The organism is Mesorhizobium sp. WSM4806 (assembly GCF_055811635.1).
In genome coordinates, this window is record NZ_JBVVQZ010000004.1 from 63,474 (window position 1) to 75,709 (window position 12,236).

Consider the following 12,236-nt stretch of genomic DNA (forward strand, 5'->3'; position numbering starts at 1 on the left):
GCTCATATGATGAACCCGGCCAGCGTCTCGTTGTCGGTGATGTCCTGATACTGGACGCCCTCGGCCTCGAAATTGGCGTTGAGCAGCTCGAAATTGCGGCGGTCCTTGGTTTCGATGCCGATCAGCACCGAGCCGAAATTGCGCGCCGATTTCTTCAGATATTCGAAGCGGGCAATGTCGTCGTCGGGACCGAGCAATTCGAGGAAGTCGCGCAGCGCGCCCGGCCGCTGCGGAAAGCGGATGATGAAGTACTTCTTCAGCCCCTCGAAGCGCAGCGCCCTTTCCTTCACGTCCGGCAGCCGCTCAAAATCGAAATTGCCGCCCGAAACCACCGCGACGATGGTCTTGCCCCTGATTTCCTTCTTCGAAAAATCCTTCAGCGCGTCGATCGCCAGTGCGCCGGCCGGCTCCAGCACCACGCCTTCGACGTTCAGCATCTCGATCATCGTCGCGCAGAGCCGGTTTTCTGGGATCAGCCGCACCGCTTCGGTGGCAAACGCCCTGAGATGCCGCAACGGCTCGCGGCCGATCTCGGCCACCGCGGCGCCATCGACGAAATTGTCGACCCTGGCAAGCTTGATGCGCTTGCCGGTGGCGAGGCTCTCGCTCAGGCTTGGCGCGCCGGCCGGCTCGCAGAAGACGAAGCGCGTGTCGCGGCGCTGGTCGGCGAAATAATGCGTCACACCCGCTGCCAGACCGCCGCCGCCGACCGGCAGCATGATGATGTCGGGCATGCGCGCGCCCGGCATCTGGCCTGATATCTCGTAGGCGACCGTCGCCTGCCCCTCGATGATGTCCTTGTGGTCGAACGGCGGCACCATGTGCGCGCCGGCGCTTTCCGTGAATTCGGAGGCGGCGCGGTAGCAGTCGTCGAAAAAGTCGCCGACCAGCCTGATCTCGACGAATTCGCCGCCGAACAGCCGCGTCTTGTCGATCTTCTGCTGCGGTGTCGTCACCGGCATGAACACCACGCCTCGCTTGCCGAAATGACGGCAGACGAAGGCAAAGCCCTGGGCATGGTTGCCGGCGGAAGCGCAGACGAACAGCTCGGCATCGTTGCCGGCGTCGAGCGCCTTGCGGAAGAAATTGAAGGCGCCCCTGATCTTGTAGGAGCGCACCGGCGACAGGTCCTCGCGCTTCAGCAGCACGCGCGCGCCGGTCTTCTTCGACAGATAGTCGTTTTCCTGCAGCGGTGTTTCCGGGAAGATCTGGCGGATCGCGGCAGCGGCGACCGCGACGCGGGAAGAGAAACTGGTCATCGAAAAAATTACCCCGGATCGTCTGTGGTGTCCGCGAAGCTAGCACACGCCGTACGTGTTTGATCAGGGCAATCGTTTTGGCTTTCGCGCAACAGTGCGATGACTGTCGCAAGCCGCTGAGCGCATTTCGGCAGGAAACGACTTACTTCTGCCGCACTTCGGCTGTCCGGGAGGGGTCGCGGAGGTTGGATCAAGCCTTTCGGCCGGAGTGGAATTCTAGAGTTGAAGAAGATTTGTATCCTTGTCCTTGCCTTGCTCGTTGCCGGCTGTGGCGGCCGGCAGACCGAGGAACTGCTCGGCAGCGCCATGGTGTCGGCGCCGGTGACCGATATCGCCGGCAACCACAGCATCTTCATCGCCACGACGCGCAAGCGCTCCGACGATCCCAGCAAGGTTTTCGACCGCGAGCGCTCGGCCACGCTGAACTATGCCCGCGTCAACGTCACCGTGCCGGGGACCCACGAAGCCGGTCAGATCGAGCGGCGCTCACGCGGCAAGTCGAACGACCCTGCCAAATATTTCATGGCCTCCGACGTCGTCGGCTACGACACCGCACCGAAATTCTCCAACGCGCTCAGTGCCGACATCGCCGCGCGCGGCGGCCGCGTCATGCTTTTCGTCCATGGCTACAACACCGGCTTCGACGCCGCCGTCTACCGCGTCACCCAGATCGCCCATGATTCCGGCTACCCGGGCACGCCGGTGCTGTTTTCCTGGGCATCGGGCGCCAAGACCCGGGACTATGTCTATGACAGGGAAAGCGCCAGTGCTGCCCGCGACCAGTTGGAAGTCACGCTGAGAATGCTCTCGCAGACCGGCGCGCGGCGCATCGACATCGTCGCCCATTCGCTGGGGACCTGGGTTACTATGGAAGCGCTGCGCCAGCTCGCCATCAATGGCGACCGCGATCTCAGCGGCAAGCTCGGCGACGTCGTGCTGGCCTCGCCCGACATCGATGTCGACGTGTTCAAGAGCCAGATGCGCCGCTACGGCAAGCCGAACAAGCCCTTCATCCTGCTTTTGTCCGACGACGACCGGGCGCTGCGGCTCTCCGGCCTGATCGCCGGCTCGCGGCCGCGCGTCGGCGACTACAAGGACGCGGCCGACCTCGCCGACTATGGCGTGAGCGTCGTCGATCTCTCCAGCGTCAAGGGATCGGATCGCTTCAACCACACCAAATTTGCCGACAACCCCGAGCTGGTGAAGATGATCGGCCAGCGGCTGCGCGAGGATGACGGATTTGCCAGCGACCGCGAGGTGACCGACCGCATCAGCCTGCTCGGGCAGTGAGGTGCGTTCGAAGACTTTTCTCGTCGTAGCGTTTGCGCTCGCGGTGACCGGCTGCGCCGGCCGCAAGACCCACGACCTTCTCAACACGACGACCGTGACGGTGCCTGCCTCCGACATCGCCGCCACGCATGAGATCTTCGTCGCCACCACCCGAAAAAAGGCGACGAAGGACCCGCGGCAGGTGTTCGACGGTGACCGTTCACCGACCACCAGTTTTGCCAGTGTCGAAGTCACCGTCCCGAAAACCCATCAGGTCGGCGCCATCGAGCGGGTCAGGGGCTCCGCCAACAGCAACCCGGCGAAGGACTTCACGGCAACTGAGGTCGAATTCTACGAAGGCGCCCCGCAATTCGCCAAGGCGGTCGGCGCCGACATCGCCATGCGCGGCGACCGCGCCCTGGTTTTCGTGCACGGCTTCAACAACGGTTTCGACGACGGCATCTACCGGCTGACGCAGATCGCACACGACACAAAATATTCCGGCACGCCGGTGCTGTTCTCATGGGCGTCGAGCGGCAAGACCACGGGCTATATCTACGACAAGGAAAGCGCCAACGCGGCGCGCGACGATCTCGAAGAGACGTTGCGGATGCTGGCCAAGACCAAGGCCAAGAGCATCGACATCATCGCTCATTCGATGGGCACCTGGGTGACGATGGAGGCGTTGCGCCAGCTTGCCATCACCGGCGACCGTGATCTCGGCGACAAGCTCGGCTATGTCATCCTGGCCTCGCCCGACATCGATGTCGATGTATTCAAGAAGCAGATGATCCGCTACGGCAAGCCCGACAAGCCTTTCGCCATCCTGCTTTCGGGCGACGATCGCGCCCTGAGGCTGTCCTCGCTGATCTCCGGCGACAAGCCGCGCGTCGGCGACTATGGCGACGCGGCCGACCTCGCCAGCTATGGCGTGTCGGTGGTCGACCTGAGCAAGACCAAAGGCGGCGACCGCCTGAACCACGCCAAATTCGCCGACAACCCGTTCCTGGTGCAACTGCTCGGCGACCGGCTGCGCGCCCCGGCCGGCCTGGCATCAGACGAGGTCGATCCGGCGCGTCCGATCGACAATCTCGGCCATGGCATCGGCAAGGCCGTCGGCTCCGTCGCCGAGATCGTCATCACCACGCCGTTCAAGGTGCTGACCATCGCCACCGGCGGATGAGGAGTGGACACGCCCTTGGTCGTTGTCAGACGAACAGGTCGACCTTCTGGAACGTCGTCACATCGATCAGGCCGACATCGGAAATCCTCAGTTCCGGGATGACGACCAGCGCCAGCAGCGAGTGCTGCATGTAGGCGTTGTTCAGCGAACAGCCCATCTTGCGCATTGCCTCGGTCAGCTTGTCGGCCTTGGCGGCGACGATTTCGGCGCGCTCGTCCGACATCAGGCCGGCGATCGGCATTTCGACCAGCGCCAGTTCTTTGCCCCTGGAGAACAGCACGACGCCGCCGCCGACCTCGCCCAGCCGGTTGACCGCCAATGCCATGTCCTGCTTGGAGGTGCCGACGACGATGATGTGGTGCGCATCATGCGCCACGCTGGAGGCCATGGCGCAGTCGCTCATATAGCCGAAGCCGGAGACGAAGGCGTTGGTGACGCCGCTCGTGCCGCGGTGGCGCTCGACCAGCGCGATCTGGCAGACGTCGTTGCGACGGTCCATGGCGACCAGCCCGTCCTCCACCGGAAGGTCGGCCTCGAGCGCCCGCGTCGGCGCCTGGTTCTCGATCACGCCGATGACCCGCACCCGAATTTCGTTGGCGCCGACAGGCGCCACGATGTCGAAATCCCCCGGTCTGAGCTTCTTGCCGAGCTTGACGGTGTTCTTTGCCGTCTTCGGATAGTCATAGGCCGGAATGTCGATGTCGAGCTTGCCGCCCTTGGCCAGCCTGACGCCGCGGCCATAGACCTCGTCGATGGTCATTGCGGCGAGATCGGAGACGATCAGCAGATCGGCGAGCCGCCCCGGCGCGATCGACCCCAGCTCGCGCTCCAGCCTGAAATGCTGGGCGGTGTTGAGCGTCGCCATCTGGATCGCGGTCACCGGCTTCACCCCCTGGCCGATGGCGTGGCGGACCACCCGGTCCATATGGCCTTCATGGACGAGCGTCCCGGAATGGCTGTCGTCGGTGCACAGGATGAAGTTGCGCGGATCGAGCCCGCTCTCCGTCACCGCCTTGATCTGCGAGGCGACGTCGTACCATGCCGAGCCCAGCCTCAGCATTGCCTTCATGCCCTGGCGGACGCGAGCGATGGCGTCCTCGACGCGCGTGCCTTCGTGGTCGTCCTCGGGGCCGCCGGCGACGTAGCCGTGGAACGGCAGGCCGAGATCGCGCGAGGCATAATGGCCGCCGACGGTCTTGCCCGCCCTCACCGTCGCGGCGATCTCGCCGGCCATCACCGGATCGTTGGCCGCGACACCGGGAAAGTTCATCACCTCGCCAAGTCCGACGATGTTTTCCCAGCCCATCGCCTCGGTCACATCGGCAACCGTCAGCTCGGCGCCGGCATGCTCCAGCCCAGGTGCAGAAGGCACGCAGGACGGCATCTGCACAAGGACGTTGATCGGCATGGCGACCGCCTCGTCATGCATCAGCCGCACACCCGGCAGGCCGAGCACGTTGGCGATCTCGTGCGGGTCGATGAACATCGAGGTGGTGCCATGCGGGATGACCGCGCGGCAGAACTCCGTCACCGTCACCATGCCGCTCTCGACATGCATGTGCGCGTCGCAAAGGCCCGGCACCAGATAGCGCCCGCCGGCGTCGACCACCTTGGTGCCCTGGCCGATGGCGTGACCGGCATTCGGCCCGCAATAGGCGAAACGGCCGCCGGCAATGGCAATGTCGGTGCCGGCGATGATCTCGCCGGAATGAACGTTGACCCAGCGCCCGTTGCGGATGACGAGATCGGCGGGCCTCCTGCCCATGGCGACGTCGACCAGATGCGTCGCCGCCTCGGCCCAGGGTTTTGGTTTCGTCGCACGCGCGGTCTTCGCCATGAGGAGACTCCTGTTTTCCCGACTGTGCCAAGCCGCGCGGATTTTGACCAGCGGGGAACTTGTGGGTCGTGTGCGGCTACTCGGTCTTCACCTCTCGTTGCCGGAGGCGCCGTCGGCGGCGCTGCGAGGCGCCGTCCACGACAAAATGCCTCAACCGGAAGACGAGTCCGGTTGCGGCAAATCAGCTTGTTCGGGAGTTTCGATCGAAATCGGGCGCTCAAGTATCGCCCCGTTGTTCCCTGTCGCGGCAGTTGAGAAGCTCGACCAGATCGTCGGCCTCTTCGATCGGCATGTCGATCAACGGGACGCCGACCTCGACAACCGGCAGTCCCGTGAACACATCGATGATGTCCCAGGTGCCTTCAGGTGTCTTCTCAGTGTCGTAGCGTTGAGTCATGGAGTGCAGGAGGAGATTAGCGGGTGCAGGAGAAGATTGGCGCGATTTCTCGGTTATCGCTCGTTTGGGCTCCGGGAATGCGAAAACAGTTCCCACCCGGCCTGATCAAGCGCCTCAAGCAATGGGACAAAGGTGCTGGGCAGTCGTGGGTCGACGGCAAGATTCAGCACGCCGTGCAAATGCCGGCGATAGTCTTCGGAACGCAGCAATTGCCGTACCGCGTTGGCAACAGACTTCCCTTGTCCTGTGTCAAACTCTGCCATGTCAGGGGTTCCAGTAGCTTTAGCCCGAAACTCAACCGTTGCGAAATGGTTCCGGGATGATTTTGATCAAGTTTGAATCAGTGGATGGCCCGTCGCTGCTGACCGGCCTGCAGCCGCCAAGTCTCCAACGTCTGCGATTGGCCGAAAGCCGCCGCGCCTTCGTCATCCTAGCGACGCCGCGCAGACCCTGGGATCCATGCCGTTACGCCAGCCGAAGAATGCTACGGCTCAGAATAAAAGCGCTCCGTAGCGGTCCTTCGCGCCCCCCTCTGTCCTGCCGGACATCTCCCCCACGAGGGGGGAGATCGGCCTTCATCACTGATTTCGCCAACACCAACCTGGCAAGAAAGGACGCTGTCCGCGAAGCTGCCGATCTCCCCCCTCGTGGGGGAGATGTCCGGCAGGACAGAGGGGGGGCGCCTCGCTCCGCCATCAAAAGGTTCTGCACCGCAGCAGCGCACCAAGTTTGCCCGTGCCAATCCTGCTGAGAAACCTTCGTGACACAGTGACACGGCTGTGCCAAACAGGGCCAACTGTGCCAGCGAGCGTGGAGAAACTGGTAAACTCAGCAGACTTAAAATCTGCCGCCACTACAATGGCTTACGGGTTCGATCCCCGTCGCTCGCACCACCTCACCTCGGACTTAAAATCCCTCGATCTCTGATCGTACGGGTTCGATTCCCGTCGTCCGCACCAGCAACGCCGGCGCCACCGCGCTGGCGCATGCAGGTTCGGGCTTGGATCACACGCGGATCGGGTTCAGCTTCAGATGCTGGATCAGGATGATGGTCTTGGCGTCGATGATGCTGCCGTCGGAGATGCCGGCCAGCGCCTCGTCGAGCGGCATTTCCAGGACCTCGATGTCTTCGCCTTCTCCCGGTGCGCCGCCACCGTCGGAGATGCGGTCGGTCGGTGAATAGCGGGCGACGAAGAACCAGAGCCGCTCGGTCACGCTGCCGGGGCTCATAAAGGGCGAAAACAGCCGTTCGACGTCCTTCAGCCTATAGCCGAGTTCCTCTTCCGCCTCCTTGCGGATGCAGGTTTCGGGATCATGTTCATCGAGCAGGCCGGCGCAGGCCTCGATCAGCGGCTCGCGGTGGCCGGTGGCGTAGGCCGCGTAGCGGAACTGCCGCACCAGCAGAACCGTCGAGCGCTCCGGGTCGTAAGGCAGGATCACCGCGCCGTCGCCGCGATCGTAGGTCTGGCGGATCTGCGTCTCCCACTGCCCGTCGCGCCGGCGATAGTCGAGGACGGTCTTTTTCAGGACGGCCCAGTCGTCGGAAAGGACTTCCTCCGAACGGATGCGAATGCGGTCTTCCATGGTGAACTCCTGTTGCCGCGAGGCGTAGCGGTGATCGGGCCTTCGCGCAATCCCGACAGCAATTCAGGGCAATCGCTTCAGCGAAGGATCGCGGCTTCATCCAGCAGAGGCGCGCTTCACCGCCTCGTGTATGGCGCGGGCGCAAACCATTGCCTAAATAGCGACAGCCCCTCCCCGGAGTTTCCTGATGACCCCATCCCTTTTCCAGCCGATCACGCTTGACGGCCTCACCTTTCCCAACCGCATCGCGGTGGCGCCGATGTGCCAGTATTCCGCTGAAGACGGCTCGGCCAGCGACTGGCACCTGTATCACTGGATGAACCTGGCGATGTCCGGCGCCGGCATGGTCACCGTCGAGATGACCGACGTCGAGCGGCGCGGCCGCATCTCGCATGGCTGCCTCGGCCTTTATTCCGACGACAACGAGGCGGCCGCCCGGCGCGCGCTCGATGCGGCCAAGCGCGTTGCCGCTCCCGGCACCAGGTTCGGTACGCAGCTTGCCCATGCCGGCCGCAAGGCCTCCAACCAAAAACCTTGGGAAGGCGGCGGGCCGCTGAACGCCGATCAGGACCCTTGGCCGATCGTGTCGGCCTCGGCAATCGCCTACGACACCGGCTGGCAGGTGCCGAGGGCGCTGGAGGATGAGGAGATCCTGCAGATCATCGAACGCTTCGCCGAGGCGGCAAGGCGGGCCGAACGTGCCGGCTTCGATTTCATCGAATTGCACGCCGCGCACGGCTATCTGATCTTCCAGTTCCTGTCGCCGCTTTCCAACCAGCGCACCGACCGCTGGGGCGGCTCGCTGGAAAACCGCATGCGTTTTGTCGTCGAGATCGCCAAGGCAGTGAGAAAGGCAGTGCCCGGGCTGATGCTCGGGGCGCGTCTGTCGGTCAAGGAATGGGTCGATGGCGGCTTCGACGTCGACGACGCAATCGAAGTGGCCAAGGCGCTGAAGGCAACGGGCGTCGCCTATCTCTGCTGCTCGAGCGGCGGCAATTCGCCCCTGCAGAAGCTGCCGGCAGGTCGCGGCTACCAAGTGCACCTGGCGGAGGCCGTTCGCAACGGCGCCGGAATCCCGACAAGGGCCGTCGGCCTGATCGACGATCCGAAGCAGGCCGAGGCGATCGTCGCCGAGGGCCGTGCCGACATGGTGGCCCTGGCCCGCGCCTTCCTCGCCGATCCGCGGTGGGCGTGGCGCGCCGCGGCCACCTTCGGCGAAAAAATCCAGCCGGCGCCGCAGCTTGCCCGCTCGGTGACGACGATGCAGCACTGGATGAAGGCGGCCGGCTGACCGGCCCGATTGCAGGGCCGCCGCCGCAACGACCGTTACCCCGAGACATTTGCGCACGCCGAGGGGCGTGCAACCAAATCAGCGGCTCCGCGTTGGCGGCGATGATGGACAGCAAGCCTTTTGAAAAGCCGGTCGTGGTCGAACTTGGCCGTGTCGGCAAATACCGTGAGATCCGCAGCACCCAGGAAGCTGCGGAGTGCCTGATGACCGTCTGGCCGCTCAATCGTGGCCCGCGGCATCGCGATGCTCTCGACACTTGCCTAAAAGTGCTGGAAGGTTATCGTTCGACAGCGGATGCGCGCCGGGCATTGGTAGAGGCCGCCATGGAATCGGACGTGCTGGTTCCCGAAGAGAGATTGCCCGAAGGCAAACTGCCCGACCGCAAACCGCATTGAGCAACCCGAGCTTTTTCCACTGGAGGATTTCATGGCCAAGCTGACCTACAAGATCGTCGAGCATGACGGGGGCTGGGCCTATAAGGTCGGCGAGACATTTTCGGAGACGTTTCCTACTCACGAGGACGCGCTGCGCGCCGCCGAGATCGCTTCGGCCGAACAGCAGGTCGCCGGCACCACCGACGGCATCCAGTACGAGGACGCCGAAGGCAAATGGCACGACGAGCTCGCCGACGGCCGGGACCGGCCGCAAACCGAAGTTTCCGATTAGGCTGGTGTCGTTCTCGCACCTCGGTTTCAAGAGCTGGGGCTTGACAAGTCATGCTCTTGCTATGATCCCGGCCATGGCGAATTACAGTCCCGCTGGGAACGCTCACGATCAGGCGCGACGAAGAAGGGCGCTTGCCACGCAGCCGCTTTACAGGGCAGTCTGGTAGCGCTACCGTTTCATCATCGCGCGTGACCAGGGAGGAGCTTTGGGAACTGCCGCGGCCAGTCAGGAAAGCGGTTTCCTTCGAAGACGTCGCAGGAAGCATTCGGGAGGAAATCGATGGCGTCTGTCGCGATTGGCGATGTCTACAAATCATTCGGAACCGTCGAGATTCTGCACGGTGTCAGCGTCGATATAGAGGACGGCGAGTTCGTCACGCTGGTCGGGCCGTCGGGCTGCGGAAAATCGACCCTTCTCAGGATGATCGCCGGCCTGGAAAAGATTTCGCGCGGTCAGATCGCGATTGGCGAGCGCGTCGTCAACAACGTTGCGCCAAAAGAACGCGACGTCGCCATGGTGTTCCAGAACTACGCGCTCTACCCGCACATGACCGTCGCCGAGAACATGGCGTTCTCGCTGATGCTCAAGGGTGTTGCGAAAGCCGAAAGCGCTGCCAGCGTCAAGCGCGCCGCCGAAATCCTGGGGCTGGTGCCATTGCTGGAGCGCTATCCCCGGCAGCTTTCCGGCGGCCAGCGCCAGCGCGTCGCCATGGGCCGGGCGATCGTGCGCGATCCGGCGGTCTTCCTGTTCGACGAGCCGCTGTCCAATCTCGACGCCAAGCTCAGGGTGCAGATGCGCGCCGAGATCAAGGAACTGCACCAGCGCCTGAAGACCACGACGGTCTATGTCACCCACGACCAGATCGAGGCGATGACCATGGCCGACAAGATCGTCGTCATGCATGACGGCATCGTCGAGCAGATCGGGCCGCCATTGGAGCTCTACGACCGGCCCAACAACCTTTTTGTCGCCAGCTTTATCGGCTCGCCCGCCATGAACATGCTGCGGGGCGAAATCGCGACGGATGGCGGCTCACCGTCTTTTCGCGGCTCCGGCGGGATTTCCCTGCCGCTGGCCGCAGTGCCGTCGACCGGCAGCGGCGAGCAGGTGGTGCTGGGGATACGCCCCGAGCATCTGCGGCTATCCCAGGACGACGGCATTCCAGTCACCGTCGTGGTGGTCGAGCCGACCGGGTCGGAAGTGCAGCTCATCGGCCGGACGGCCGGCGGTGACGAGATCGTCGCCAATTTCCGCGAGCGCCATTCCTTCACGCCGGGCGAGACCGTACGGCTCACGGCCGAGCCGGGCCTCATCCATCTCTTTCATGGCGAAACCGGGCAGCGCTTCGAACTGCGCGCCCGGCAGTAGGATCCATAAGGCAAGGACAATAAACAGGAGGAAACGAGCATGAAATTCACCAGACGTGACGTGATCCGCACGACCGCCGGCGTGGCGGCGGGAGCCTTGGGAAGCCGCTTCGTCGGCTCTTCCGCCTTTGCCCAGGAGGGGTTGACGTACAAGCCCGAAGACGGCGCAAAGCTGCGCATGCTGCGCTGGTCGCCGTTCGTTCAGGGCGATGAAGACCAATGGCTGGCCAACACCAAGCGGTTCACCGAGGCGACAGGCGTCGAGGTCCGCGTCGACAAGGAAAGCTGGGAGGACATTCGCCCCAAGGCGGCGGTTGCCGCCAATGTCGGCTCCGGTCCAGATCTGATGCTGGTCTGGTTCGACGACCCGCACCAGTACCCCGACAAGCTGCACGACGTGTCGGAACTGGGTGAGTATCTCGGCACGAAATATGGCGGCTGGCACGACGGACCAAAGCAGTATGCGACGCGGGAGGGAAAATTCCTCGGTCTGCCCCTGGCCACCATCGGCAATGCCATCGTCTATCGGGAAAGCTGGGTGAAGGAGGCCGGCTTCTCGGAGTTTCCGAAGGACACGGCGGGCTTCCTCGAGCTTTGCAAGGCCTTGCAGGCGAAGGGGCATCCGGCCGGCTTCACGCACGGCCATGGCGTCGGCGACGGCAACAACTATGCTCATTGGCTGCTTTGGAGCCATGGCGGCCAGATGGTCGACGAGAGCGGAAAGGTGACGATCAACAGCCCCGAGACGCTCAAGGCGATCGAATACGCGCAGGAACTCTACAAGACCTTCATCCCCGGCACCGAAAGCTGGCTCGACGTGAACAACAACCGCGCCTTCCTGGCCGGCGAACTGGGCGTCATCGCCAACGGCATTTCCGTGTATAACACGGCCAAGACCAACAAGGACAATGATCCGAAACTGGCTGAAATCGCCAAGGACATGCGCACGACCAGCCTGCCGATCGGTCCTGTCGGAAAATCGGTCGAGCTGTTCCAGGTGACCACGGCCGTGATCTTCGACTACACGCCCTACCCCAACGCGGCCAAAGCCTATCTGCAGTTCATGTTCGAGGAACAGCAAATGGCAGAGTGGATCACCTCCTCCGCCGGCTATTGCTGCCAGACACTCAAAGCCTTCGAGAACAATCCTGTGTGGACGGCCGACCCGAACAACGCAGCTTACGCCAAAGCCTCGGCGACGCTGCGACCCAACGGTTATGCCGGGCCGCTCGGCTACGCCTCGGCGGCGACCATGGCCGACTATGTCCTGGTCGACATGTTCGCCAAGGCGGTGACCGGCCAGGCGACGCCGCAGGAGGCGATGGAAGAGGCGGAGAAACGCGCCAACCGCTACTATCGCGTTTGATCGCAGCGCAGCCGGGC

General features: G+C 63.6%; 12 protein-coding genes and 1 tRNA gene. 8 read left to right on the forward strand and 5 right to left on the reverse strand.

Features of this window, described 5'->3' with window-relative positions:
- Window positions 1-2: 2 nt before the first annotated feature.
- A complete protein-coding gene (ilvA, locus tag AC0L2M_RS07920) occupies window positions 3-1,259 on the reverse strand; it encodes a threonine ammonia-lyase IlvA (protein WP_128168504.1) in 1,257 nt (418 codons plus the stop codon).
- A gap of 222 nt (window positions 1,260-1,481) precedes the next feature.
- On the opposite strand from ilvA, the gene AC0L2M_RS07925 reads away from it, so the two are divergent.
- Both AC0L2M_RS07925 and AC0L2M_RS07930 read left to right on the forward strand, forming a co-directional pair.
- A complete protein-coding gene (locus AC0L2M_RS07925; protein WP_023798191.1) occupies window positions 1,482-2,549 on the forward strand; it encodes an alpha/beta hydrolase in 1,068 nt (355 codons plus the stop codon).
- A gap of 1 nt (window position 2,550) precedes the next feature.
- A complete protein-coding gene (locus AC0L2M_RS07930) occupies window positions 2,551-3,711 on the forward strand; it encodes an alpha/beta hydrolase (RefSeq protein WP_473534523.1) in 1,161 nt (386 codons plus the stop codon).
- 25 nt (window positions 3,712-3,736) lie between these two features.
- Here the strand turns inward: AC0L2M_RS07930 and ade are convergent, their stop codons facing one another.
- From ade to AC0L2M_RS07945, 3 genes are all read right to left on the reverse strand, one after another.
- Window positions 3,737-5,548 (reverse strand): adenine deaminase, encoded by a 1,812-nt coding sequence (ade, locus tag AC0L2M_RS07935; protein WP_473534524.1) that lies wholly within the window; start codon window positions 5,546-5,548, stop codon window positions 3,737-3,739.
- A gap of 217 nt (window positions 5,549-5,765) precedes the next feature.
- Window positions 5,766-5,945: a hypothetical protein gene (locus AC0L2M_RS07940; protein ID WP_128173227.1), complete on the reverse strand. Its 180-nt coding sequence runs from the start codon at window positions 5,943-5,945 to the stop codon at window positions 5,766-5,768.
- Window positions 5,946-5,998: 53 nt separating this feature from the next.
- Window positions 5,999-6,208, reverse strand: coding sequence for a hypothetical protein (locus AC0L2M_RS07945; protein WP_473534525.1), 210 nt, complete (start codon window positions 6,206-6,208; stop codon window positions 5,999-6,001).
- A gap of 541 nt (window positions 6,209-6,749) precedes the next feature.
- On the opposite strand from AC0L2M_RS07945, the gene AC0L2M_RS07950 reads away from it, so the two are divergent.
- Window positions 6,750-6,838, forward strand: a tRNA-Leu gene (locus AC0L2M_RS07950).
- Between the two features lie 112 nt (window positions 6,839-6,950).
- Here the strand turns inward: AC0L2M_RS07950 and AC0L2M_RS07955 are convergent.
- Window positions 6,951-7,529, reverse strand: a complete 579-nt coding sequence (locus AC0L2M_RS07955) for an NUDIX domain-containing protein (RefSeq protein WP_473524552.1) — start codon at window positions 7,527-7,529, stop codon at window positions 6,951-6,953.
- 187 nt (window positions 7,530-7,716) lie between these two features.
- Between AC0L2M_RS07955 and AC0L2M_RS07960 the strand changes: the two genes are divergently transcribed.
- From AC0L2M_RS07960 to AC0L2M_RS07980, 5 genes are all read left to right on the forward strand, one after another.
- Window positions 7,717-8,820, forward strand: a complete 1,104-nt coding sequence (locus tag AC0L2M_RS07960; RefSeq protein WP_128168499.1) for an NADH:flavin oxidoreductase/NADH oxidase — start codon at window positions 7,717-7,719, stop codon at window positions 8,818-8,820.
- A 101-nt stretch (window positions 8,821-8,921) separates the two neighbouring features.
- A complete protein-coding gene (locus AC0L2M_RS07965; RefSeq protein ID WP_287248156.1) occupies window positions 8,922-9,215 on the forward strand; it encodes a DUF982 domain-containing protein in 294 nt (97 codons plus the stop codon).
- A 31-nt stretch (window positions 9,216-9,246) separates the two neighbouring features.
- Complete coding sequence (locus AC0L2M_RS07970; protein WP_023798198.1) at window positions 9,247-9,486, forward strand: DUF2188 domain-containing protein; 240 nt, start codon at window positions 9,247-9,249, stop codon at window positions 9,484-9,486.
- Window positions 9,487-9,765: 279 nt separating this feature from the next.
- Entirely contained in the window at window positions 9,766-10,854 is a 1,089-nt protein-coding gene (locus AC0L2M_RS07975) for an ABC transporter ATP-binding protein (protein ID WP_236389981.1), read from the forward strand.
- A gap of 39 nt (window positions 10,855-10,893) precedes the next feature.
- The gene (locus AC0L2M_RS07980) at window positions 10,894-12,219 is read left to right on the forward strand and encodes an ABC transporter substrate-binding protein (protein ID WP_128246597.1); all 1,326 of its coding nucleotides are present in this window, start codon (window positions 10,894-10,896) and stop codon (window positions 12,217-12,219) included.
- Window positions 12,220-12,236: the final 17 nt, after the last annotated feature.

Bases quoted from the DNA above. Each gene is read 5' to 3' on its own strand.
- AC0L2M_RS07965 (WP_287248156.1), top strand. From the start codon at position 8,922: ATGATGGACAGCAAGCCTTTTGAAAAGCCGGTCGTGGTCGAACTTGGC.
- AC0L2M_RS07980 (WP_128246597.1), top strand. From the start codon at position 10,894: ATGAAATTCACCAGACGTGACGTGATCCGCACGACCGCCGGCGTGGCG.
- AC0L2M_RS07945 (WP_473534525.1), bottom strand. From the start codon at position 6,208: ATGGCAGAGTTTGACACAGGACAAGGGAAGTCTGTTGCCAACGCGGTA.
- AC0L2M_RS07970 (WP_023798198.1), top strand. From the start codon at position 9,247: ATGGCCAAGCTGACCTACAAGATCGTCGAGCATGACGGGGGCTGGGCC.
- AC0L2M_RS07940 (WP_128173227.1), bottom strand. From the start codon at position 5,945: ATGACTCAACGCTACGACACTGAGAAGACACCTGAAGGCACCTGGGAC.
- ilvA (WP_128168504.1), bottom strand. From the start codon at position 1,259: ATGACCAGTTTCTCTTCCCGCGTCGCGGTCGCCGCTGCCGCGATCCGC.
- ade (WP_473534524.1), bottom strand. From the start codon at position 5,548: ATGGCGAAGACCGCGCGTGCGACGAAACCAAAACCCTGGGCCGAGGCG.
- AC0L2M_RS07975 (WP_236389981.1), top strand. From the start codon at position 9,766: ATGGCGTCTGTCGCGATTGGCGATGTCTACAAATCATTCGGAACCGTC.
- AC0L2M_RS07955 (WP_473524552.1), bottom strand. From the start codon at position 7,529: ATGGAAGACCGCATTCGCATCCGTTCGGAGGAAGTCCTTTCCGACGAC.
- AC0L2M_RS07960 (WP_128168499.1), top strand. From the start codon at position 7,717: ATGACCCCATCCCTTTTCCAGCCGATCACGCTTGACGGCCTCACCTTT.